Consider the following 24,116-nt stretch of genomic DNA (forward strand, 5'->3'; position numbering starts at 1 on the left):
CGTCCTGAGTTGTTAAGTTTGAGAAATGCCCACCAGTTAAGTACCTCGCCGGCCAATGACCATGTCTGGCGCAACCTCCTTCCAAAAGCCGTCGCGGATACCATGAAGTACGACGGGCACTGCGTTGCAGTGCCCGTCAACATCCATCGGATCAATTGACTGTGGATCAACTCCGCCGTATTAAAACAGAGGGCGTAATGCCCTGGCAGAGGGCGGATGTCATTTTTTCTTTTTAGCCGGCTTGTCTGCCTTCTCTGCCTTCTTGGCCTTTTCAGGCTTGCTGTCAGCTTTTTTTGCCGATTTCTTTGGTTCGGCGTCTTTTTTCTTGTCTTTCTTTTCGGAAGATTTCGAAAGAGCCGAGGCCGCCGCTGACTTCTTGGCCGGCGATGCCTTTTTGTCTTTCAAATCCTTGCTGGCTTTCGATGCTTCGCCTTTGCTTTTCTTCTCGTCTTTAGCCACGTTAACCACCTCTCGGAGCATGCCGGTATTGGCACATGGCCTGTGGGATTGTCCACAAGCTAATCATTAGGCGAGTGCGTTCAGGAGCGGTTCAAATTTTTTGATGCGTCGAGATAGGTTGGGGGAGGGGATGCACCGAGTCACCAAATCCCATGAACTGAAAGAATAACGAAAGCTTCCCTGCGTAACCTCCGTGCAGTACCTCTGCTATCGTGTAAAAACCTCTGGTCGCTCATTTGGGCGATTTCCGTAAGCTCGCTTTACGGCACCGTCATCACGGTCAGGTTCGCGAGTTAACGGGAAACGAATCAATGGACACGCCGCCAGTAGATCGTCCTTCCACCGAGCCCCAGTCTCGCGCCGAGAAGCTTGCCGAGTTTCGCCGACAACAGACCTTGCTCAAGACCGGCGCCCTTCAAGACGCCATCTTTAACAGTGCCTACTTTTCCAGTATCGCCACCGACGAAAAAGGCGTCATTCAGATCTTCAACGTCGGCGCCGAACGCATGCTCGGTTATCTGTCGGAAGACGTAATCAACAAGATCACCCCCGCCGACATTTCCGATGCCGACGAATTGATTACCCGCGCCGCGGCGCTCAGCCTGGAGCTCAAGACACCGATCACGCCAGGGTTCGAAGCGCTGGTATTCAAGGCGTCCCGGGGTATTGAAGATATCTATGAGCTGACCTACATCCGCAAGGATGGCAGCCGGCTGTCGGCGATGGTGTCGGTCACGTCGTTGCGCGACAGCACCGAAACCATCATCGGCTATCTGCTGATCGGCACCGATAACACCGCGCGCAAGCAGGAAGAAGCTGCGCAGGCGTTGCTGGATCAGCGTCTGCGCGACCAGCAGTTTTATACGCGCTCGTTGATCGAGTCGAACATCGATGCCCTGATGATGACCAATCCCCAGGGCATCATTACCGACGTCAACAAACAAATGATGGCGTTGACGGGGCGGACCCGGGACGAATTGATTGGCGCGCCGTGCAAGAACTTTTTCACCGACCCGGCCCGTGCTGACGCGGCGATCAAGCGTGTACTCAGTGAAAACAAAGTCAGCGATTACGAGCTGACCGTGCGCGCCTACGATGGCACCGAAACGGTCGTTTCCTATAACGCGGCGACCTTTCATGATCGCGATCGCAAGCTGCAAGGCGTGTTCGCCGCCGCCCGGGATGTGACGGAGCGCAAGCGCTTCGAGCGCACGCTGGAAGAGAAGAACATCGAGCTTGAACACGCCAGCCACATGAAGTCCGAGTTCCTCGCCACCATGTCGCATGAGCTGCGCACGCCGCTGAACGCCATCATCGGTTTTTCCGAAGCGCTCAAGGACGGCATGGTCGGTGATATGACCGATACCCAGCGTGAGTACATCGGCGACATCTTCACCAGTGGCCAGCACTTGCTGTCACTCATCAATGACATCCTCGACCTGTCCAAGGTCGAAGCCGGGATGATGGAACTGGAGCTGGAGCCCGTCGAACTGCAAAACCTGCTGAGCAACAGTTTGTTGATCGTGCGCGAGAAAGCCGCACTGCAACGCATCCAGTTGAAACTCGAGACCGATACCGAGCTTGGCACCTTCGAACTCGATCTGCGCAAGACCAAACAGATCATCTACAACCTGTTGGCCAATGCCGTGAAATTCAGTGCGCCGGGCGACGTGGTGACCGTGGCGGTGCGCCAGGTGCCGAGGGCTCAAGTGGGCACGATCGAGGGGGACTGGCCAGCTTACGGCTTCCAGCTCGCGGACAGCGACTATGAGGAATTTCTGGAGCTGAGTGTCAGCGACACCGGCATCGGCATAGCCCAGAGCGATATGGACAAGTTATTCAGGGCCTTCAGTCAGATCGATAGCAGTCTGGCGCGTAAATTCGAGGGCACCGGTCTAGGCTTGGCAATGGTCAAGCAACTGACTGAACTCCATGGCGGCAGTGTCGCCGTGGCCAGTCGTGAAGGCACGGGCGCCCGATTTGCTGCGTGGTTGCCTATCCGTCGTTCCCCCAGTGTGGAGGCGCCGTGGCTGAAATCCTGATCGTCGAAGACAACGCCGCCAACATGCGTCTGGCCCGGCTGCTGCTCACCAGCGCCGGGCACAGCGTCGTGTGCGCGACCGATGCGGAAACCGGCCTGAAACTGGCGCGCGAGCGACAGCCGGCGCTGATTCTCATGGACATCCAGCTGCCGGGAATGGATGGCCTGAAGGCCACCTCGCTGCTCAAGAGCGATGCGCTGACAGCCGCGATCCCGGTGATCGCGCTCACCGCCATGGCCATGAAGGAAGACGAGGAAAAAACCCGCCTGGCGGGCTGCAATGCTTACATCATCAAGCCGTTACGCTACAAAGAGCTCTACCGGGTCATCGATACGTTGCTGCAAAACAATCTGCCTCAACAGCCCTCTACTTGAGCTCTTTCCATGTCCGACATTGCCGCTACTTTATTGATCGTCGACGATGAACCGCATGTCTGCAAATTGCTGCAGATCCTGCTGCAGAACCAGGGGTATCAGACTTTAACGGCCGGTTCGGGCGAAGAAGCCCTGCTCATGGTTGCGCAACAACCACCGGACTTGATCCTGCTCGATATCATGATGCCGGGCATGGACGGTTTCGAAGTCGCCCGCCAGCTGAAAACGGACAAAGCCACCTCGAACATCCCGATCATCATGCTGTCCGCCCTCGGCGAGCACAGTGCGCGGATTTCCGGGCTGGAAGCGGGCGCTGAAGATTTCCTCAGCAAACCGGTGGAGAGCGCCGAGTTGTGGCTGCGGGTGCGCAACCTGCTGAGACTCAAGGCGTTTGGCGATTACCTGAAAAGCCACAGCCTGATGCTGGAAGAGCAACTGCAACAGCGCACCATCGACCTTGAGCGTTTTCGTTCGGCCATGGACGCGTCGGGTGACGCGATTTTCCTGATCAACCGCAGCACCATGCGGCTGATCGAGTTCAATCGCCGTGCCTGCCAAGTGCTTGGCTACACCCCGGAAGAGCTCCTGAGCAAGACACCGGCCGATCTCAGCGAAGACTCCACCGAAGAACTGGAGGTTTTGTACGACCAGATCATCGCCGGCCGAGGCCCCATTGAAGCCACGGAAACGCAGATCCGCTGCAAGGACGGCAGTTTCCTGCCGGTAGAAATTCACCGCCAAGCCTATAAGACCGGGGATGACTGGATCATCGTCGGCATTGCGCGGGACATCACGCAGCGTAAGGAAACCGATCAGCGCATGCTGAAAATGGCCCATTACGACACGTTGACCGGGCTGCCCAATCGCAAACTATTCTTCACTACCTTGCAAATGGGGCTGACCCAGGCGTCGCTCAGTCACTGGCAACTGGCGGTGGTGACCGTCGACCTGGACGATTTCAGCAGCGTCAACGAAACCTGGGGCCACCTACTGGGCGATCGAATGCTGGCGGAGCTGGGCCAGCGACTGACCAACTGCCTGAATGTGAGCGACACACTGGGGCGCATGGACGGTGACGAATTTGCGTTGATCCTGATGATTCGCGAGGGCCAGGTGGACCCGCTGCAAACCGTCGAGCGCATACGCGAAACACTGCGCGAGCCTTTTCAGCTCGGCGGCCAATCAACCGCGATGACTGCCAGCATTGGCATTGCCCTGTACCCGGATGACGGGGACGACGCACATGGGTTGATCAAGCACGCGAACACCGCCATGCACCGGGCGAAGAAGATTGGCCGGGATACTTATCGGTTTTATACGGCGCAAATGAATGAAGAGGCCTCGGCGCGGCAATCGATGGAAACCGCGTTACGTGAGGCGGTGAAGCAGCAGGCGTTCGAGCTGTTTTACCAACCCAAGATCGGCCTGGCCGACGGCCGAGTGTGCGGGCTGGAAGCGCTGCTGCGCTGGCCACGTCCGGGGCAGGCGAATGTCTCGCCGGCGGTGTTCGTGCCGATACTGGAAAGCCTCGGGCTGATTACCCAGGTCGGCAACTGGGTGATCACCCGTGTGTGCAAGCAAATCGCCGATTGGCAAGGCGCAGGGAAAGGCTCCTTCCAGGTGGCGGTTAACGTCTCCGGCCAACAGATCATCGAAGGTGATCTGATCGCCAGCATCCGCCAGGCGCTCATTGATCATCAGATTGAACCCCACTGGCTTGAGATCGAGCTGACGGAAAGCTCGCTGATGGAGAACACGTCGCACACCATCGCCAGCTTGCAGACCCTGCAACAACTGGGGGTCAAGGTGTCCATCGACGACTTTGGCACCGGTTATTCAAGCCTCGCGTACCTGCGGCGGTTTCCGATCGACAAACTCAAGATCGACATCGCCTTCATTCGTGAAGTGACGAGTAACCCCCAGGACGCGGCCATTGCCAGGACCATCATCGAATTGGCCCACAGCCTCAACCTGCAAGTGGTCGCCGAAGGGGTGGAGACCCCCGAGCAACTGGCGTTCCTCACGGCCAACGGTTGCGATCAGGTGCAAGGCTATCTGTTCAGCCGGCCACTGCCCGTCACGGAGTTGGAGTCTTTTCTGCAGGGGCAGCAGTGCTTCACCTGATCCATTTCAGCGGGATCAGGCAAGAATTCAGCAGAATGCAGCCATCGCTGCGGCCTACCCAAGTCGTACCCTGTACGCACCACGGCGCCATTTAGCCGCCAAGTCCCCCAGACGGTCGACGCTCAATCGACCGCTCCTGTCATCCACTTGAACGATTCAGCAACTACGCTACTCCTCTTGTATTCAACATCTGACTCAAAAGGCGATCGCAATGACCAAGACTTACAGCTATGCCGCGCAAGGCGCCAAGGACTCGCTCAAGCCTTTCACCTTCGAACGTCGCGCCCCGGGCGCTGATGATGTGCAGATCGATATCCTCTATTGCGGCGTGTGCCATTCCGACCTTCACACCGTAAAAAACGAGTGGCACAACACCCTGTATCCGTCGGTGCCGGGCCATGAAATTGTGGGTCGTGTAACCGCGGTCGGCGCAAATGTCAGCAAGTTCAAGGTTGGCGACCTGGCCGGCGTTGGCTGCATGGTAGACAGCTGCCAGCACTGTGCATCGTGTGCGGAAGGCGACGAGCAATATTGTGAAAATGGCTTCACCGGTACTTACAACGGTCCGGTGTTTGGCGGCGAGAACACCTTCGGTGGTTACTCGGACAATATCGTGGTGAAGGAGAAGTTCGTTCTGAGAATTTCCCACGGTGACGCCAATCTGGCTGCTGTCGCGCCGCTGCTGTGTGCCGGCATCACCACGTATTCGCCTCTGCATCACTGGAAGGTTGGTCCTGGCAAGAAAGTCGGCGTAGTCGGTCTCGGCGGTCTGGGGCATATGGCCGTGAAGATTGCGCATGCCATGGGCGCGCATGTGGTGTTGTTCACCACGTCGCCGAACAAGCGTGAAGACGGTTTGCGTCTGGGCGCCGATGAAGTGGTGGTATCAAAAAATCCGGATGAGATGGCCAAGTTTGCCAACACCCTGGATTTCATCCTCAACACGGTTGCCGCGCCGCATGATCTGGACGCGTTCCTCGGCCTGCTCAAGCGCGATGGCACGATGACGCTGGTCGGCGCGCCGGACAGTCCGCATCCGTCGCCGTCAGTGTTCAACCTGATCTTCAAGCGCCGCAGTCTGGCCGGTTCGTTGATTGGCGGGATTCAGGAAACCCAGGACATGCTGGATTTCTGCGCCCAGCACGGGATTGTTTCGGATATCGAGATGATCAACATTCAGGACATCAACGAAGCCTATGGCCGGATGTTGAAGGGCGATGTGAAGTATCGGTTTGTGATTGATATGAGCAGCCTCAAGAAAGAAGCGAATGCTGCTTGATGGATCGCCCCTCGGATCTGATCCGAGGGGCACATGAGCCACCCGTCAAAAGATTCCGCCTATCACGCTCTAACACTGCGGCTATTAGCAGTCCCCTCCAGACGGTCTAGTCTTACCGTTGCGCCAGCGCATGCTGGCCGCTTAATACCCTGATAACGAGATAAAAAGAGTCACAGGCTTGCCGTGGGCCCGCGTGCTGGCGAATCGATCGCCCATTTCTGGAATTCCCGTGTGGCTTTATGGGCAGTTGATCGAACTGCCTGGCCCAGCAGCCTATGTCCTTGATTTCACTCATTGCTATTGCAGGCCCGTCGGGCCGGGTAGCTGGATGAACACGACCAAAGGTAGCTCTTACATGGCAACTGAATCGAAATGCCCGTTCAATCACGCCGCTGGCGGTGGCACGACGAACCGCGACTGGTGGCCGAATCAACTGAACCTGAAGATCCTGCACCAGCACTCGTCCCTGTCCGATCCCCTGGATGAGGGCTTCAACTATGCCGAGGCGTTCAAGAAACTGGATTTTGCGGCGGTCAAAGCGGATTTGAATGCGCTGATGACCGACTCGCAAGACTGGTGGCCGGCGGACTTCGGTCACTACGGGCCGTTCTTTATTCGCATGGCCTGGCACGCGGCCGGTACGTATCGCACCGGTGACGGGCGTGGCGGGGCGGGGTCGGGTCAGCAACGCTTTGCACCGCTCAACAGTTGGCCGGACAACGTCAGTCTCGACAAGGCGCGGCGGCTGCTGTGGCCGATCAAGCAGAAGTATGGCCAGAACATTTCCTGGGCTGACCTGATTGTCCTCACCGGCAACGTGGCGCTGGAGTCCATGGGCTTCAAGACTTTTGGTTTCTCTGGCGGCCGTCCCGATGTATGGGAACCGGACGAAGACGTGTACTGGGGTTCCGAAACCAAGTGGCTCGGCGGCGACACCCGCTACGACAAGGCAAATCCTCCCGTGGAAGCGCCGGGCGACGGTCCTCTGGTAGCCGAGCCGGGGAAAAACGAGGAGAGCCGTACCGACCACGGCCGCAACCTTGAAAACCCGTTGGCCGCTGTGCAAATGGGCCTGATCTACGTCAACCCCGAAGGCCCGGAAGGCGAGCCCGACCCGGTCAAGTCGGCCCTGGACATCCGCGAGACTTTCGGCCGCATGGCCATGAACGATGAAGAAACCGTGGCGCTGATCGCCGGTGGCCACGCCTTCGGCAAGACCCACGGCGCCGGGCCTGCCGACAATGTCGGTGCAGAGCCGGAAGCGGCGGGCCTCGAACAACAGGGCCTGGGCTGGAAGAACAGTTTCGGCACCGGCAAGGGGCCGGACACCATCACCAGCGGCCTGGAAGTGACCTGGACCACCACGCCAACCAAGTGGAGCAACAACTACCTGGAAAACCTGTTCGGCTTCGAGTGGGAACTGACCAAAAGCCCGGCCGGCGCGCACCAGTGGACCCCGAAAAACGGCGCGGGCGCTGGCATCATTCCAGATGCTTTCGATCCGTCGAAACGGCGTAACCCAACCATGCTGACTTCAGACCTGGCCCTGCGTTTCGACCCGATCTACGAGCCAATTTCCCGACGTTTTCTTGAGAATCCGGACCAACTCGCCGATGCGTTCGCCCGCGCCTGGTTCAAGCTGATTCACCGTGACATGGGCCCGCTGTCACGCTACCTCGGCCCGGAAATGCCCGCCGAAGAATTGCTCTGGCAGGACCCGATTCCGGACCTCGACCACGAGGTGGTCAACGACAGCGACATTGCTGCACTGAAGAGCAAAGTGCTGGCCTCGGGGCTGAGCGTTTCGCAACTGGTGTCGACCGCTTGGGCAGCAGCTTCGACTTTCCGTGGCTCCGACAAACGAGGTGGTGCCAACGGTGGACGCTTGCGTCTGGAACCGCAGAAGTCGTGGCAAGCCAACCAGCCCGATCAACTGGCCAGCGTGCTGGGGAAACTTGAAGGCATCCAGCGCGAGTTCAGCAACGGCGGCAAGAAAATCTCCCTGGCCGACCTGATCGTATTGGCGGGCAGCGCTGGCGTTGAGCAAGCGGCGAAAAACGCGGGCCACAACGTGACAGTGCCGTTTACGCCAGGGCGGATGGACGCGTCGCAAGAGCAAACCGACGTCGAATCGTTCGGCTTCCTCGAACCGATCGCCGACGGCTTCCGCAACTACCTAAAAACCCGCTACAGCGTACCGGCCGAGCACCTGCTGATCGACAAGGCACAGCAACTGACCCTCACCGCGCCAGAACTGACCGCATTGATCGGTGGGCTGCGGGTGTTGAACACCAATGTTGGCCAAACCAAACACGGCGTCTTCACCCAGCGGCCAGAAGCGCTGACCAACGACTTCTTCACCAACCTGCTGGACATGGGCGTGGAGTGGAAACCGACGTCGGATGCGCAGGAGCAGTTCGAAGGACGTGATCGCAAAACCGGCGCAGTGAAGTGGACCGCGACGCGGGTTGACCTGGTCTTCGGTTCACACGCGCAGTTGCGTGCGTTGGCGGAGGTGTATGCCAGCAGTGATGCGAAGGAACGGTTTGTTAAGGACTTCGTGGCGGCATGGGTCAAGGTCATGAACCTTGATCGGTTTGATTTGAAGTGATGTAAGCAGCCAACAGCCCGCTGAACCGTTAACGGTCAGCGGGCTTTTTTTTGCCCTGCATTTACACAAACCGTGTGGGAGCGGGCTTGCTCGCGAAGGCGTCGTGTCAGCCGACATCAATATTGGCTGACCCACCGCCTTCGCGAGCAAGCCCGCTCCCACAAGGAATTCTGCAATCTGATCCGTATTTTCCAGTGCCATCTGCCTCTGTAACCAGATCAGCCCGAGTCCCACAATGCCTCACCGGCCCGGCCGCCTGAAGTGAACACACTTCACTGCGCCTGTTGCGCCGCAAACTCAAGTGGTAGGAGGCCTTATGGCTAAGATGGCGATTTTCCTGGGTGGGTTTCTGGTGCTGACCATTTTGATTGGTGTCCTTGCCACGATTTCTCCGACATGAAGAAAACCCTGTGGCGAGGGAGCTTGCTCCCGCTGGGGCGAGAAGCGCCCCCCTTCAGGCGCTGCGGTGTACCAGAAATAACCGAGTCACCGAATGGGGGCCGCTGCGCAACCCAACGGGAGCAAGCTCCCTCGCCACAGGTGGCTTCGTCTAGTTGCCATCCGCAACCTTGCGTTCAATCTCATCAACTTTCTTCTGCAGCTCCTCCGCATCCTGCTCTTTAACCCGAGTAGAGGTGGGCGTAATTACCTCATCCACGCCTCGGGTATCGTCATCTCGATCCTCAAGATCGCGTTCCACCACATTCACCGGTTTGCCGGATGCATCGGTGGGCGTTGCTTTCGATTCATCGTTCATTTCGCATACCTCCATTGACCGTATTCATTGGAGGCGCGGTTATGCCCAGAGTTCGAGATTTCTACAGTTCACTCTCGCGCCAGCGCCGTGCCTGAACCAGCACTGCCGGGGCAAAGTGCAGCATCACCATGCGCACCAGGTGGTGGGTGAGGATAAACACCACATTCAGCCCGCCGCTGAACGCGACGATGGCGATGGTTTCGATGGCGCCGGGCATGTAGGCCAGCCACAACGACAACGGATCGCTGCCCAGCACTCGCGAGGCCAGGACTGCAAATGCTGCGGCGATGAGCACCATCAGCGAGACCGACATCACGCCGGAGCGGCCGTGGCGGACCAGGTCCGCCAGGGAAATATCCTTGAATTTGGAACCGATCAGCGTGCCGAGGATGACGGTGGCGAAGTTGACGCTCCAGGGCGGCATCTGGAAGTCCGGCAGGAAACCCATCTTGACGTAGACGCCGGTGGCGACGATAGCGGTGAGCATGAACGGTGCCGGAACGCCGATGCGCAGCAGCACGCGACCGATGCCGATGCACAAGGCGATCAGCGACAGAACGATCACCACGGTGCCCGTAAGCAACGGTGAGTCTTCGGCGATCACCAGGTTGGTTTGTGCGGGGATGAGAAAACTGACCAGCACGGTAATCGACAGCAACCGCACCAGGTGCACGACGATCACTTTGCCGGACGCCCGCTCGGACTCCAGCAAATCAAACACCGCCGCGAGGGCGCCGGGGTAGACGGCCAGCAGCGAGTCCTTGAGATTCCAGCCAGACACCCGGAACAGCCAGAAACCGGCCACGGTGATCTGCACGGCCAGGCACACAAACAGAAAGCCCAGGCTCGGCAGCAGGGCGGCGGCGGTGTGGCTATCCCACGCCTTGAACATCAGGCCGGTGGCGATTCCGAGCACGACTTGTACGTAGCCGAGGCCCAAAGGCACGGTCGGCGCAAAGTGCAAGTTGCTGGCGATCAGTGCGCTCGTGAGGATTGAACCGAGCAACAGGCCGTGGGGCACGCCGGCGTATTGCAACGCCGCGCCTACCCCTGTGGCGATGAGCAAACACAGTAGGGTTTTCATGAGTCTTCCTTGATTCTAGTTGTTTCCCAATGTTTCAAACCATGCACTTTCTCCCATTGATCCGCGTGCAGCGTCAAGCAAAAGGCGCTGCGCCTATTCCACAGGCGTCGGCATCTTCATCGGCGCGCTTTCCCCCATCGTGCTGTATTGCTCACGCAGGGCGCGCAGTTCCTTGGTCCCCAACTTGTCCAGGCACAGTGCCGCGTTTTGCGCTTCGTGGGTGGCACGAAGCAGCTCGTCGATTTTCAAGTGCAGAATGTCGTTGTCGCGGTTCTGGGTGTTTTGAATCAGGAAAACCATCAGGAAGGTGATGATGGTGGTCGAGGTGTTGATGATCAGTTGCCAGGTGTCGTTGTAATGGAAGTACGGCCCGGTGCACGCCCAGATGCCGATCAGGGCAATGGCGAGCAGGAAGGTTTTGGAGCTGCCGGCCCAGTTGGAAAGGGATTGACAGAATTTTGCGAATTTCATGGCCGTGGTTCCTGAGGGTGGGTGAACCATGGACTGCGGCGAGTTCTTGAAATTCTTTTTTACATTTAAACAGTCCGACGAAACGTCTTTTTTAGGCTGGAGGTGTCTGGCTTGGGGTTGTGGTGATATTGAGGGCCTCTTCGCGGGCGAGCCTCGCTCCTACAAAGATCTCGATTAGGGGCGGGAATTTCTGAGCAGTTGGCTGAAGGCTTGTTTGTCGATCGGGCGGCTCATGTAGAAGCCTTGCACTTCGTGGCATTGATCGGCGCCGAGGATGTTCAGCTGTTCTTCGGTTTCGACGCCTTCGGCGGTGACGGTCAGGCCCATGGCTTTGCCCAGGCCGATGATCGCCTGGACCACGGCGCGGTCGTTGCCGCCGCTGCCCATCGAGGCGATGAAGCGTTTGTCGATTTTGATGCCATCGAACGGGTAAGCGCGCAAGTATCCCAGCGAGGAATAGCCGGTGCCGAAGTCGTCCATGTTCAGACGCACGCCGAGTTCCTTGAGGGCGTTCATGGTAGTGAGGGCGCCGTCGATGTCGTTGAGCATCACGTTTTCGGTGATCTCCAGTTCGAGGCGGCTGGCCGGGAAGCGCGTTTCGACCAGCACCTCGCGGACATCCTCGACCACGTCGCTGCGGGCGAATTGGGCCGGGGACAGGTTGACCGATAGCATGAGGTCGTCCGGCCAGGTGAGGGCGGTTTCACAGGCTTCGCGCAGGACCCAGCGCCCCAGCGGCACGATCAGGTCGGTTTGTTCGGCCAACGGAATGAACAAGTCCGGCCCCAGCAGCCCTTGGGTCGGATGCTGCCAGCGGACCAGCGCTTCAACCGAGACGATTTCCTTGCCGTCCACTTTGTAGCGCGGCTGGTAATGCAGCACAAACTCATGCCGTTGCACCGCCAGCCGCAGGTCGTTTTCCAGTTGGCGACGATGCTGGATCTGGTCGCTCATGTGCGCTTCGAAATAGCACCAAGTGTTTTTACCGTCGGACTTGGCCTTGTACAGGGCAATGTCGGCACAGCGGATCAGTTCGCTGGGCACATAACCCAGGCGTCGGCTGAGAGCGATGCCCAGACTCGCGCCGACATGCAGGGCGTGCTGTTCATAGTGGATGGGCCGGTGCAGGCTTTCGATCAGCCGGGCGCAGAACTTGTCGACCTCGCTGCGGCTGTCCATGTTGTGCAGCACCACGACAAACTCGTCACCGCCCAGCCTGGCCACGATGTCATGGTCGCGGGTGCACTCACGCAAACGCGCGCCGACTTCCTGCAACACCACATCGCCGGCGGGATGGCCGAGTGAATCGTTGATCGGTTTGAAGTTGTCCAGGTCGAGCATCAATAACGTCAGCGGCGCCGAGTGTTCCTTGAGCAGCAGGGCCTCTTCCAGATAGCGCGCGAGCTTGTTGCGGTTGGGTAATCCGGTCAGCGCGTCGTGCATCGACAGGTGCTGGATTTGCGCGTGGGCTGCGACTTCATCGGTGATGTCGCTGGCTGTGCCCCGGTAACCAACTATGCGCTGGTTGTCGAAGATCGGTCGCGCAGACACCCGGCAGTAGCGTTGTTCCCCGGTCTGATCGCGGTAGGTGCAGCGCAGGTCGCTGACACTGGTTTCTTCGGTCAGTTTGTTCAGCCACAGGGCCAGCGGCGTGGTGTCGCAATACAGCAATTGCTCGATGTTCAGTCCCAGCCATTGCTGATCGGAGAAACCCGTGACGGCGCTGAAGCGTCCCGACAAATAGGTAATGAACTGGCGCTGATCGATTTCCCAGATCCAGTCGGACGCCGCTTCCGCCACCGCGCGAAAGCGCTCTTCGCTGGCCTCCAAAGCGTGATTGGCGGTTTCCAGCGCCTGGTTGGAGGCTTGCAAGACTTCATAACTGCTGTCGACGTATCGAGACGAGCGCAGCGCATAGCGAAAGAAATAAGCGGTCAGCAACATCAGCAACACCAAGGTCCCGCCCAGGGTTGGCAACAACGACCACAACAAATGCTTGCCGGGCTGATCGAGTTCGGCGATCAGGCTGTAGCCGGTGCTTTCCAGCGGCACTTGCTGCTGGTTTTTTGCGAGGGAGCCATCGAGAGCGAGTTTCAGATTGTCCAGGCCATAACTGGTGCCCAGGGCATGCAGTTTGGCCGTGCTCAGTTGATCGACGAACACGAGCACTGACGTGGTTTTCGGATCTTCAATCGGACGCTCGTCATTCGGCATGATCGCCTCGGCGGTCAACAATGCCGGCGCTCCTTCGAACATCGTGTACAGGCTCACCGGTTTGTTCAGTTCCTCCTGGCCCTGGACCTGCTCGATCAACGCTGCGGCAGACGCCGTCAGGTAACTGGAAAATTCTCCCTCGACCAATTGCCCGCGAATCACCGCGTATTTGGTGCGCGCCCGATCGAGCACGAACACGCCCTCGTAGCCATCGCTGGTGAACATGGTTTTGCCCATGTTTTGCTGGGTGTACGCCCAGTCAGTGTCCACTTCGCCATTCAAATGGTCATAGGCGGAGGTCCAGAAGGCGTAACTGGTGATGTAGTTTTTCGACGCGGTGATGCGGTTTTCCAGCGCGCGGGCGGTGTAGAAGCGGGTGTCGTTGATGTCTTCGGCGTCGAGGCCGGTGGCGATGCTGAACAACGCGCCGACCACCATGCACACGCCGACGATAAACAGAATCGCCATTGCAAAAGCCAGGCGTCGGGTTACAAGGTTTTGTCGCGTGGGGGCGGGGGCCGTATAGGCTGAGACATCCATGCACTCGTCCTTGATCCATTGTCGCGGCGGGTGGGCAGCCTTGGTTGTTGAACTTGTCTGGCTGCCCGGTGATTCAGACATTTGCGACGGTTGGTGATGCATCTATGGGCGTGAGTATAGGTCGCGTGGGGGAGAGTGTTGGGACCATCCTGGGTTTGGCGGTGATTGTCAGGGCCTCTTCGCGAGCAAGCCCGCTCCCACAGGGGATTTGTGTATTCCACAGATCCAATGTGGGAGCGGGCTTGCTCGCGAAAGCGGCTGCCCAGCCGCCACAAACCCCGGATCAATTCGAGGTCCGTCATCCTGAGATAGACTCAACTCTGTGCATCAACCGGCAGGAGTGACCACTGTGGCGCGACTCAAATGGATTCGCTGATCACCGCAGCAGCGCGAGCACTGGCGGCGGGTGATCCCCTCGGAGCGCTGAACCGCATCGCCCTGCGCGAAGACGCGGCGGCGCTGGCATTGCGGGGCATTGCGATGGCGCAACTCGGCGATCTGCAGCGAGCACGGGCATTGGTGCAGCGGGCGGCGCGGGCGTTCGGGCCAAAAGAGGCGTTGGCGCGAGCGCGATGTGTGGTCGCCGAGGCCGAGATCGCGTTGGCGTCACGGGACCTCGGTTGGCCGGTCAAGAAGCTCGACGCGGCACGATTGACGCTTGAGGCCCACGGCGATTTCGTTAATGCCGCTCATGCGCGGTATCTGGAGATTCGGCGTCTGCTGCTGATCGGACGCCTGGATGACGCACAGCACACACTTGCCGAACTCGACCCCGCGCCGTTGCCGCCAGCCCTGCGTGCGGTGCATGAACTGGTGGTGGCCGGGATTGCGATGCGGCGCCTGCAATCCAACACGGCACGTGCAGCCCTGACCCGAGCCGAAGCGGCCGCCCTTGATGCCGCAATTCCCGCACTTACTGCCGAAGTCGGGCACGCCACCCGGATCCTCGACACGCCCGTCGCGCGGTTGATTGACCATGGCCAGGAGCGACCGGTGTTGCTGGCGGAAGTTGAAGCGCTGCTCGCCTCGACATCGCTGGTGGTGGACGCCTGCCGCTACAGCGTGCGCGGTGCTGGCATGTCGGTTCCCCTGGCTTCGCGACCGGTGTTGTTCGCCATTGTTCGGGCGCTGGCGGAAGCCTGGCCGGGGGACGTGTCGAGAGAAACGCTGATCGCGCGGGCCTTTCGACTGAAGCTTGGCGATGAGTCCCATCGCGCCCGTTTGCGCGTCGAGGTCGGACGTTTGCGTGCGGCGCTGGAACCCCTGGCCAGCGTGACCGCCACCTCGCGCGGTTTTGCGTTGGTGGTGCGCGGTGAAAGCGACGTCGTGCTGTTGGCGCAGCCTGTCGAGGAGAAATACGCGGCGTTGTTCGCGTTTCTTGCCGATGGTGAATCGTGGTCGAGCTCAGCGCTGGCGCTGGCGCTCGGCACCAGTCAGCGCAGCGTGCAACGGGCACTCGATACACTGGCGGCGGGCGACAAGGTGCAGTCATTCGGACGTGGCCGGGCGCGGCGCTGGATGACCCCGCCGGTGCCCGGTTTCGCGACGACTTTGTTACTCACGGCGCCGCTGCCCAGTGATTAGGATCACCTCACCAACCCGTGACTGAGGAAGCGATCATGAAACATTCAACAGCCGAAATACTCCGTGAATATGGACCTTTTGCCGGTGTCGACGCCGTGCATGGCGTGACCTGGGACGGCCAGCGTGTCTGGTTCGCCAGCGGCGAAAAACTCAACGCCCTCGACCCGGCCAGCGGCCAGACCTTGCGCGCCATCGACGTCACCGCCGACGCCGGCACCGCATTCGATGGCGAGCACTTGTTCCAGATCGCCGCCGATCGCATCCAGAAAATCGACCCCAAGACCGGCCGCGTGCTGCACACCATCCCCGCGCCCGGCGATAGCGATTCGGGCCTCACCTGGGCCGAAGGGACGCTGTGGGTGGGCGAGTACCGCGACCGCAAGATTCATCAGATCGACCCTGAGACCGGGGCCATCCTGCGCACCATTGAGTCCAACCGTTTTGTCACCGGCGTGACCTGGGTCGAGGGCGCGTTGTGGCATGGCACCTGGGAAGGCGATGAGAGCGAATTGCGACGGATTGACCCGACCACTGGCGAGGTTTTACAGAGCGTGAAAATGCCGGCAGGGGTGGGTGTTTCGGGGCTGGAGTCGGATGGCGGCGATCAGTTCTTTTGCGGCGGTGGTGGCAGTGGAAAGGTGAGGGCGGTGCGGCGGCCGAGATGAGTTTAATCGCTGATTTTGGTGGCGGCTCTGAGGCCGCCTTCGCGAGCAAGCCCGCTCCCACAGGGGATTTGTGTACGCCACAGATCCAATGTGGGAGCGGGCTTGCTCGCGAAGAGGCCATCACAGACAACGAAAAGCCTCGGACGGTAAAGTATGATTTGTGCCTACCCCAGCCAGCCACAAGGACCACCCCATGGCTTCAAGCAAACGCGAACAAGCCCACATCGAACGCCGCCTCGTCGCGACTCTGACCGAAGCCTGTGAAACCGCCAAAGCCGAAATCATCGGTTTCAGCTGGCTGACCCACGAAGTCGATTACGCCAGGTTCCCCTCCAGCCTGCGGGTGATCTGGGTCTTCAATACCGAAGCCGAGAAAAATCAGGCATTGGCCAACGGGCAGGGCGAGCGCATGCTCGAACTGACCACCTTCGCGTTGACTGAGGCAGAGGTGCTCGTCAGCCCGGTAGCCGCGCATGTGCAGTTCGACTCCGAAGAGCAATGCCAGCGAGTCAACGGCGGGAACTGGGTGCAACGGTTGGCGCGAGGAAAGTCATAGCCCGGCGCCTATCAACTTGAGGTACTCGGGGCTCTCGGAAATTGAATTGTGCCCGACCCCCGCAATCACCTTCATCGACGCCATGCCCGGATTGAAATGCCCATAGAGCCGATCCGTGCTCGAACGCGGGATCACTTCGTCGTTTTCAGCGGCAATCAAGAGCGTTGGTACGCTGATGTGTTCGGCGTATTTGCCTGAGTCAAACGTATCCTTCAACAACCACTTCACCGGAAAAACCGAGTACTGGCGAGCGGCGAGTTCCAGCAGGCTGTTGTAGGGCGTGATCAGGATCAGCCGCGCCGCCGGGCGTTGGCTGGCGAGGCGAATGGCGACGCCGGTGCCGAGGCTGCGACCGATCACCGCCACTTGCGGATGTTCGGCGTAAACCCGGTCAAACAGGTCCAGGGCATCGCGCGCGATAGCCTCTTCGGAAGGCGAGCCGGAACTGCCACCGTATCCCCGGTAATGCAGCAGGTAGATCGCCTGATCCGGGAACGCTTCGGAAAACGAAGGCAGGTTTTGCGAGACATCTTCGGCATTGCCGCCGAAGTAGATCAGCGCCTTGGGACCGTCGTGGGGCCTGATGGATACCTGCAAATCCGCGTCGGCTACCGAGAGTTTCAGCACCGTGTCCGCTGTGGCCATGGCGCCGGGTTGCGGGAAGTAAATCAAGGCGCGTTGAAACACGAACAACGCCAGGCACAGCAGCAGGTAAACGGCTGCGAGCGCTACGAGGATGTACACCAGAGTTCGTGGCATTCGGCTGATTTTTCTGGGTGGCATTGACGGCTCGGGCTGACGACAGCTTTCGCTGATCATTGTCGCAGTCTAGTCCATTGGCAGCCCCGCCCCGGCGTCTGTTACCGCACCGGGATCGGCAGGATTCCGAGCAGCAGCACAGGCCCGACAGGTTTTAGCGGCACATCGGCAACCCCTTTACCGGAGCGCTGGAATAATTTGCAGCCCGCTTCATCACCGGCAGCGGCGATATGTGCGGCAAAACCGGACTTTGTTTTGGTGGGTGGCAGTTTTTCGCCGGCGGTGACAGAAAGGCTGTCGGAGATCGTCACCCAGATGATTGCGTTGGCATCGACATACGTCTTGATGTGGCGGTCGTTATAGTCCGCACAAATCATCATCGCGAGTGTGTGCCCCCAAATGTTAATCGTAGGGCACTGGGTTCCCGGGACAAATTGAATCGAGGCATTCTGGTAGGTTTCATGAAAGTCGTTCTGTTTGCTGTACTTGAGAACGAGCACGCCGTCCAGGTAAACGAAACAAGTGTTCTTTACCAGGTACTTCAGCTCCGGGGCTTGCAGGGCGGCTATTTTTTGTTGGTAGGTTTGCTGTTGATTGAACCCGTCAATATTGGCCACCATCGCAGGTTCCCGGAATAACCGCGTAGAAGCGCCTTTTTTGTGAGACTTCCTGGCGGCATGCCAGGCGCTTATCCCGGCCGCGTACTTTGCTCGACGCTCGAACTCCGCCTGTTGGTGAAGGGCCGTGGGGTCGAAGGCGTCATAAAAAATATCGGTTTGCTGATCCTCTTCATCAAACACTTCTTGCCCTGGCGGGTTCCATGCCGCCAGCGCCGGGGCCAGCAAGCGTGAGGGAATTGCGTCGACACCCTTGCGCCATACAACGGTGCCGCAAAACATCAGAACCCCCGGAAATTTTGCGCTTAACGCCCCCAGGGAACGGGTGATGTCTTGTTTTTCCTGTTCGGAATAGGAGAGTGCCGTAACCGTGTTTTTTTCAATGGTCTGCGGTCGAAACAGGTATTCCGGGGCCACAAAAATAGCGATTGGCTTTAAGCCCGCGACCGCTTCCACCGCGCTGGACGAACTGGATGAAGAAGACAGCAAGGCGCTCATCCGCGTGAGTTGTTCTTCAAGTTGAGCAAAACGCATCATCCAGGTAGTGGGCGCTTCCCTGGAGCCGAACCCGAAATTCTGATGCCAATAAAACACTGGAATATCCATAGGCTTCCTTAGCAGTCGATCGGTAGTTTTGTGTCCGCCACAAATCCCCTGTAGGAGCGAGGCTTGCCCGCGAAGGCGGCTTAATCATCAGCAACGATGTTGACTGTCACACCGCTTTCGCGAGCAAGCCCGCTCCCACATTTTTAGTCGTTACATCAGGGTGTTTTGCGGCAACCCCAACAAACCCGTCAGCGTATTCATGATCCCTTGCTGCCGCGCCCGATCCACCTGGTGCAGCGCCTCTGCCGCCGCCACATCCGCTGCACAATGCGGGCAAGTCACTTCGTGTTGATGGATGTACTGCAAACATCCACGGCACAGCGCCAGTTGCGTCGGCACGCGGCCTTCATCCGGCGATTTCTGGCCCTGATTCGCCCAGGCCAGTTTGATCACCTGACCGCTGTCGCTGACGCTACTCACCGTTTCGCCGGTCTCGATGCGCTCGGTGATCAAGTCAAAACGCCCGACCGCGAATGACTTCTGCGCCGCGTCCTCCAGTTTGACAATCCGTTCGCGCAGCCCGCGTTTTTGCAGGTCCAGGGCGCGGTAATGGCAGTAGGGATTGTTGCCGGGCTTGCCGAGCAACGAGTGCGAAGTCCAGGTGCAACCGCCACGGCAGACGTCGTTGTAGTAGCAGCTGCGGCAGTAGCCCCACAGGTCATCGACCGAGCGCAGGCGGCCGAAGTGCATGCCTTCGCTGTAGTGCCAGATGTCGTGCAGGCTCATGTTGCGCACATTGCCGCCGGAAAAGCCGACGGTGGCCAGCGACGGGCAACCTTTCACCGTGCCATCGGCTTCAAGCGCCAGCACGGTTTGCCCGGCGGCGCAGCCACTCCAGTGCACGCGTTCGTCGCCGAAACCTCGCCACATGTGCTCATACGGGCCGTAGTAACCGATGTTGTTGCCCACGTTCATCAGCAGGCCGCGATCAACGCCTTCTCGGTACAGGCGCGCGAGCAACGGCATCACTTCCAACAGTTGATAGGGTTGCAGCAACAGTTCCGGATGATCGACGGCGTTGCCCATGGCGACGGTCAACTGGATCTGCCAGTGGGTGGCGCCGAGGTCGATGATCAGGTCCATCAGTTCGGGCAAGTCGGGCAGGGTGGCGGCGCCGATCTGGGTATTGACGCTCACCGCCAGGCCGGACTGTTTGGCGCGGCGCAGGGTGTCCACGGCTTTGTCGAATGAGCCGGGCACGTTGCGCACCGCATCGTGCAGCGGCGCCAGTCCGTCCAGCGAAACCCCGACGCCATTGAGCCCGGCGTCTACTGCGGCCTGCATTTTTGCTGGCGTGAGGTTGCGGCCACCGGTCTGGATCGCGCAATACATACCGTGGTCGTGGATAGCCTGGATCAGCCGGGTCCAGTCCTTGCGCAGATAGGCTTCGCCGCCGATCAAGGTGATCTCGCGGGTGCCGAGCGCCGCCAGGGAATCGATGACGTCGAGGCATTCCCGGGTGTTCAATTCGTCGGGTCGGCGGTGCCCGGCGCGGGAGCCGCAATGCAGGCATTTGAGGTCGCAGGCCAGGGTGATTTCCCAGACCACATGCACCGGCACGTAGCGTTTGAGGTCGGTTTCACTGAGGTAGCGGGCAGGGCGATTGTCTGACATGGGAAATCCTTGCGCACCGACATGTGCGCGGCACGAATCCATCGTAGTTGTGGCGAGGGAGCAAGCCCTCGCCACGGATCACTCCAATCACCTCACTGACGGTTTAGCGCGCCTCCAAACGCGCAATCTCCGCGTTCAACTGCTCCAGCGCACCGCGCAATGCGCCACTGTGAGCCAGTTGTTGCTCGCCTTTGCTCACCACCGATTTCAACTGCGCCAGATCACCGCTGGCTTGCGCCTGCTGCACCGCAACGGCGTACAGCGGCTGAGCGTGGTGCGGATGTTCCGGCTGCACAATTACCGGAGCCGGGCTGACGGCCGCATGTTTGACCGCATGCCAGGTGCCCCCCTCCTGATATTTGTAATCGACAAAACCGCTGACCCAATCAGCCCCCAGAATCCCCTTCAAGCCGAAGGTCTGGGCAATCTGGCTCAGCGGGCCGCTCGGGCTGCCATCCAGGGTCAGGATGATGTGGTTTTCCGCCGTCGGCACCAGTTTGACTTCGGAATACTCGCCCCATACGCGGGCGCGGAAGTTGAGCGGCGGCCAAGTGCTTTGATAGATGCTGGCAACCCCGCTGACTTTCTTTTTAACCGTATCCACCAGCAGGTCGAGGGTCAAAACAGGGGCGCCGAGCAGGTGATTGCTGACGTTGAGGCGTGTGTGAAAAAGTCCGATAGACATGGTGCAACTCCCTTAAATGTTTTCAGGACGAGCCAGGCACATTGAGTGGCCGGGTCAGCGGCGTTCCAGCCGATTGATTTCGCCCTTGGCGGCTTCCAGTGCACTTTGCAGTTGTGGCTGCTGATCCAGTTGCTGTTTGGCCAGACTGGCCAGGCTTTTCATCTGCGCCAGGTCACCGCTGGCAATGGCGCTTTGAATCGGCGCGGCGTACAGCGGCATGATCGGCGGATAGGGTGACTGTGGAGGAATCACCGGGCCAGGTTCTAGCGGCGGGAAGGCGCTGGAGCGCACGGTTTCGGCGAGATGAGCGGGCACGTTGTTCACTTCGATCCAGCGCTGGCCATCAAGGTAGGAGTAGTTGGCGACCCCGTCCTTCCAGTCGGTGCCCACCACCAATTGGATCTTGAAACTCACGATGGAATTGGAGCCCGGTCCACCCTGATTGCCTTGTGCGGTGATCAGGATTTTGCTGACCCCCGGCGACATGACCGTCAGGTAGGTGTATTCGCCCCAGACATCGGAATGCACATCCAGCGGCGGGTTGGTTGCTTGAGTGATTGCCGCTGTGCCGCTGACCGTTTCTTCAGGGGTAAAGACCAGCAGATTAAGTGCCAGGCTTTGTGCGCCCGGTGCCGAAGTACCAATACGGTAGGCGAGCGGGAACAAGCCGACAGGCTGTTGATTAGAACCAGACATGGTTATTGCCTCCATTGCAATAAGGGGAGAAAACAGAGCTAGTGTTTTTCCTGGCGCGTAACTTCCTTGGCCAGTCTTTCGTAGGCGGTCTGTAGCTCTTTGGGTTCAGCTTTGGCTGCGTCGCGTTGTTTCAATAACGCTTTCATCTTTTGCAGATTGCCTTCCGTGATCGCGTCATGGATGGCGGCCCCGTACGGGGGGATGGGATGAGACGAAGAACTGCTCATGACGACTCCTTCCGTGGTCTGTGTGACACTGCTCCGATCAGCAGTTTTTGCAGTTAAGCAGGACTCTTTGAATATGCAATGGCCAATGAAGGCATAATGCCTGTTAAATTTTTAATACTATTTTGTTAATCGCAATGTGCGTGGATATCGCATGGCTGATATTAAGAATGGCGATTAATAAATACGTATTCAGCTTTTTCCTCATATATAAGTGGTGTCTTTATCGCCATTAATAATGAGTTGTTCATATAACGTTTGGCATTAAACTTTATTGTCATTTGATAGGGGTTCAGGAATAAAACCGGGAGTGCGAAATGACCGAGCGCCATCTGATCCACACCGAAACATTGCACAACGGCTGCAAAATCGAGGTGAAAGCCAAGATCCTGAGGGACGGCTCGCTGGAGATGTTTATCGGGGTCTACCGGCCAGACGGCACGGTGATTCTGGAGAACAACGATCCATCGCCACATCTGCTGGATATGGAGGCCGCGATGGAGTGGGGCATCGAGATCGCCAGGAAGGCCGCTAACGCTCAGATCGCATGACCTTCATTCATCGCCAGATAGCGCTTGAACCAGTCCAGCGTGCGGCTCCAGGCAAGTTTGGCAGCGGCTTCATCGTAACGAGGCGTGGAGTCGTTATGAAAGCCGTGGTTCGCGCCGGGGTAGATGTAGGCTTCATAGGTCTTGCCCGACGCTTTCAACGCCTGTTCGAAGGCCGGCCAACCTTCGTTGATGCGGGTGTCCAGTTCGCCGTAATGCAGCATCAGCGGTGCCTTGATGCGTGGCACATCCTTGGCCTCGGGTTGGCGACCATAAAAAGACACTGCGGCGCCCAGTTCCGGATAGGCCACGGCCGCCGCATTGACTACGCCACCGCCATAGCAAAAACCGGTGATCCCGACTTTGCCGGTGCCCGCCGCATGATTCATCAGCCACTCGATGGCGGCGAAAAAATCATTCATGAGTTTTTCCGGGTCAACGGTCAGTTGCAGTTCCCGACCCTTGTCATCGTTACCGGGGTAGCCGCCCACCGATGTCAGGCCATCCGGGGCGAGGGCGATGAAACCGGCCTTGGCCAGGCGCCGGGCGACGTCTTCGATATACGGATTGAGCCCACGGTTTTCATGCACGACCACCACCGCCGGCAACTTGCCGGTGGCTTTTGCCGGGCGCACCAGATAGCCGCGCACCTGGCCGTTGCCCTTGGGAGACGGGTAGGTGATGTACTCGGCGAGGATGTCCGGGTCGGTGAATTCCACTTGCTCGGCCAGGGCGTAATTCGGGCTCAGGGCGGCGAGCAGGGCGGAGGCGGTCAAGCCACCCAGGGTGAACAACGCCGCACGGTCGAGAAACTCGCGGCGGTTGATTTGGCCATGCACGTAATAGTCGTAGAGTTCCAGCAATTCGGGGGCGAAGTCTTTGGCGGTCAGACGGGTCATTTGCCTGTTTCCTGTCGAGTCATTTGCAAAGAGTCCCTAAGCATTCGCGACCTTGGCGGTGCGGATAAACAACGCGCGCACCTTGTCCCAGAAGTTGCCGCCCAGCACGAAGAAGCTGCCGATCAGCATGAGATCGCCCAGCAACTGAAGCTGCCAGAGGTTCGGCCGCAGGCCCGGCCAGATGCTATCGACGTAGGGTTCAAGAAACGCCGAGATCAGCGGCAGGCAAAACATGACAAGTCCGATTCGATGCCGAACCGGGCCCACTTCCGCATCTGTGCTGGGCGCCAGTGAGGTCACATAGCCGAACACGCTGCGCTTCAACTGCTGGAACCCGGCCTTGCCCATGACTGCAATCACCAAAATCAGCAGCACTTTGTTGCTGATAAACAGCACGCCCGTCAGCGCAGCGACTTTCGAGCCCGGCACTCCGACAGCTGCGGCGAGCGGCACCATCAGCCACGAGCCCAGCATTAAACACAGAATGACGATGCCCAGTTTGAAGCGCCAGCCTGCCGAGTGGGGTTGGGTGGTCATGAGGGTCGCACCTTTGATGGATTGCTGCTGTTTTGGGAACACTTGAAAAGCGTAGCAGCTGACTCGCGACTGTGAGCAAGTCCGCGTTTTTGTACCGCTCGCCTTCCCTAGGGGCGGCTATGCTCCAGTCATCTTCCTTGGCCGGTAAAAAAACCTATGCATTCACGTGCC

The 24,116-nt window shown here is 59.0% G+C and carries 22 protein-coding genes and 1 pseudogene; 10 read left to right on the forward strand and 13 right to left on the reverse strand.

Going from position 1 to position 24,116, the window contains the following annotated elements; translation table 11 throughout:
- Positions 1-66: 66 nt before the first annotated feature.
- A pseudogene (locus NK667_RS32800) lies at positions 67-156 on the forward strand (hypothetical protein); the annotation flags it as partial.
- Positions 157-219: 63 nt separating this feature from the next.
- Here NK667_RS32800 and NK667_RS07155 read toward each other — a convergent pair.
- Positions 220-468 carry a hypothetical protein gene (locus NK667_RS07155; protein WP_054616217.1) on the reverse strand — a complete coding sequence of 83 codons (249 nt, stop codon included), beginning with the start codon at positions 466-468 and terminating at the stop codon, positions 220-222.
- 302 nt (positions 469-770) lie between these two features.
- Here NK667_RS07155 and NK667_RS07160 point away from each other — a divergent pair, with 302 nt between their 5' ends.
- From NK667_RS07160 to katG, 5 genes are all read left to right on the forward strand, one after another.
- Positions 771-2,501 carry a PAS domain-containing sensor histidine kinase gene (locus tag NK667_RS07160; protein WP_054614186.1) on the forward strand — a complete coding sequence of 577 codons (1,731 nt, stop codon included), beginning with the start codon at positions 771-773 and terminating at the stop codon, positions 2,499-2,501.
- Positions 2,486-2,875, forward strand: coding sequence for a response regulator (locus tag NK667_RS07165; protein WP_054055281.1), 390 nt, complete (start codon positions 2,486-2,488; stop codon positions 2,873-2,875). Before NK667_RS07160 ends, NK667_RS07165 begins: the two co-directional genes overlap by 16 nt.
- Positions 2,876-2,884: 9 nt before the next feature.
- Entirely contained in the window at positions 2,885-4,999 is a 2,115-nt protein-coding gene (locus tag NK667_RS07170; protein ID WP_054614187.1) for an EAL domain-containing response regulator, read from the forward strand.
- A gap of 211 nt (positions 5,000-5,210) precedes the next feature.
- Positions 5,211-6,278: an NAD(P)-dependent alcohol dehydrogenase gene (locus tag NK667_RS07175; protein ID WP_054614188.1), complete on the forward strand. Its 1,068-nt coding sequence runs from the start codon at positions 5,211-5,213 to the stop codon at positions 6,276-6,278.
- Between the two features lie 355 nt (positions 6,279-6,633).
- The gene (gene katG / locus NK667_RS07180; protein ID WP_054614189.1) at positions 6,634-8,889 is read left to right on the forward strand and encodes a catalase/peroxidase HPI; all 2,256 of its coding nucleotides are present in this window, start codon (positions 6,634-6,636) and stop codon (positions 8,887-8,889) included.
- 550 nt (positions 8,890-9,439) lie between these two features.
- Here the strand turns inward: katG and NK667_RS07185 are convergent.
- The 4 genes from NK667_RS07185 to NK667_RS07200 form a co-directional block, all read right to left on the reverse strand.
- A complete protein-coding gene (locus NK667_RS07185) occupies positions 9,440-9,646 on the reverse strand; it encodes a hypothetical protein (protein ID WP_054616218.1) in 207 nt (68 codons plus the stop codon).
- A gap of 61 nt (positions 9,647-9,707) precedes the next feature.
- On the reverse strand, positions 9,708-10,730 hold the full coding sequence (locus tag NK667_RS07190; RefSeq protein ID WP_054614190.1) for an AbrB family transcriptional regulator: 1,023 nt from the start codon (positions 10,728-10,730) through the stop codon (positions 9,708-9,710).
- A 93-nt stretch (positions 10,731-10,823) separates the two neighbouring features.
- Entirely contained in the window at positions 10,824-11,201 is a 378-nt protein-coding gene (locus NK667_RS07195; RefSeq protein WP_054614191.1) for a low affinity iron permease family protein, read from the reverse strand.
- A 174-nt stretch (positions 11,202-11,375) separates the two neighbouring features.
- Positions 11,376-13,955: a bifunctional diguanylate cyclase/phosphodiesterase gene (locus NK667_RS07200; RefSeq protein WP_054614192.1), complete on the reverse strand. Its 2,580-nt coding sequence runs from the start codon at positions 13,953-13,955 to the stop codon at positions 11,376-11,378.
- 363 nt (positions 13,956-14,318) lie between these two features.
- Between NK667_RS07200 and NK667_RS07205 the strand changes: the two genes are divergently transcribed.
- The 3 genes from NK667_RS07205 to NK667_RS07215 all read left to right on the forward strand — a co-directional run bounded on the left by NK667_RS07205 (position 14,319) and on the right by NK667_RS07215 (position 16,760).
- On the forward strand, positions 14,319-15,539 hold the full coding sequence (locus NK667_RS07205) for a hypothetical protein (protein WP_054614193.1): 1,221 nt from the start codon (positions 14,319-14,321) through the stop codon (positions 15,537-15,539).
- A 35-nt stretch (positions 15,540-15,574) separates the two neighbouring features.
- Entirely contained in the window at positions 15,575-16,204 is a 630-nt protein-coding gene (locus tag NK667_RS07210; protein WP_054614194.1) for a Vgb family protein, read from the forward strand.
- A gap of 193 nt (positions 16,205-16,397) precedes the next feature.
- Positions 16,398-16,760: a hypothetical protein gene (locus NK667_RS07215; protein ID WP_054054576.1), complete on the forward strand. Its 363-nt coding sequence runs from the start codon at positions 16,398-16,400 to the stop codon at positions 16,758-16,760.
- On the opposite strand, the gene NK667_RS07220 is transcribed toward NK667_RS07215, so the two are convergent.
- The 6 genes from NK667_RS07220 to NK667_RS07245 all read right to left on the reverse strand — a co-directional run bounded on the left by NK667_RS07220 (position 16,755) and on the right by NK667_RS07245 (position 21,964).
- Complete coding sequence (locus NK667_RS07220; protein ID WP_054616219.1) at positions 16,755-17,543, reverse strand: alpha/beta hydrolase; 789 nt, start codon at positions 17,541-17,543, stop codon at positions 16,755-16,757. The two genes, NK667_RS07215 and NK667_RS07220, sit on opposite strands and share 6 nt — an antisense overlap.
- A 77-nt stretch (positions 17,544-17,620) precedes the next feature.
- Entirely contained in the window at positions 17,621-18,742 is a 1,122-nt protein-coding gene (locus NK667_RS07225) for a hypothetical protein (protein ID WP_054614195.1), read from the reverse strand.
- Positions 18,743-18,892: 150 nt separating this feature from the next.
- Positions 18,893-20,356, reverse strand: coding sequence for a GDL motif peptide-associated radical SAM/SPASM maturase (locus NK667_RS07230; protein ID WP_054614196.1), 1,464 nt, complete (start codon positions 20,354-20,356; stop codon positions 18,893-18,895).
- A gap of 103 nt (positions 20,357-20,459) precedes the next feature.
- Positions 20,460-21,041 carry a DUF1842 domain-containing protein gene (locus NK667_RS07235; protein WP_054614197.1) on the reverse strand — a complete coding sequence of 194 codons (582 nt, stop codon included), beginning with the start codon at positions 21,039-21,041 and terminating at the stop codon, positions 20,460-20,462.
- 54 nt (positions 21,042-21,095) lie between these two features.
- Positions 21,096-21,737 carry a DUF1842 domain-containing protein gene (locus NK667_RS07240; RefSeq protein WP_054614198.1) on the reverse strand — a complete coding sequence of 214 codons (642 nt, stop codon included), beginning with the start codon at positions 21,735-21,737 and terminating at the stop codon, positions 21,096-21,098.
- Between the two features lie 38 nt (positions 21,738-21,775).
- Positions 21,776-21,964 (reverse strand): DUF1843 domain-containing protein, encoded by a 189-nt coding sequence (locus NK667_RS07245; protein ID WP_054054566.1) that lies wholly within the window; start codon positions 21,962-21,964, stop codon positions 21,776-21,778.
- Positions 21,965-22,278: 314 nt separating this feature from the next.
- Between NK667_RS07245 and NK667_RS07250 the strand changes: the two genes are divergently transcribed.
- A complete protein-coding gene (locus tag NK667_RS07250) occupies positions 22,279-22,512 on the forward strand; it encodes a hypothetical protein (protein WP_054614199.1) in 234 nt (77 codons plus the stop codon).
- Here the strand turns inward: NK667_RS07250 and yghX are convergent.
- Together yghX and NK667_RS07260 are read right to left on the reverse strand one after the other, a co-directional pair.
- Entirely contained in the window at positions 22,500-23,408 is a 909-nt protein-coding gene (gene yghX, locus NK667_RS07255) for a YghX family hydrolase (RefSeq protein WP_054614200.1), read from the reverse strand. The two genes, NK667_RS07250 and yghX, sit on opposite strands and share 13 nt — an antisense overlap.
- Positions 23,409-23,444: 36 nt before the next feature.
- Complete coding sequence (locus NK667_RS07260) at positions 23,445-23,945, reverse strand: transporter suffix domain-containing protein (RefSeq protein WP_054054559.1); 501 nt, start codon at positions 23,943-23,945, stop codon at positions 23,445-23,447.
- Positions 23,946-24,116 lie beyond the last annotated feature (171 nt).

Origin of the sequence: Pseudomonas nunensis (assembly GCF_024296925.1) — a bacterium.
Classification (GTDB): domain Bacteria; phylum Pseudomonadota; class Gammaproteobacteria; order Pseudomonadales; family Pseudomonadaceae; genus Aquipseudomonas; species Aquipseudomonas nunensis.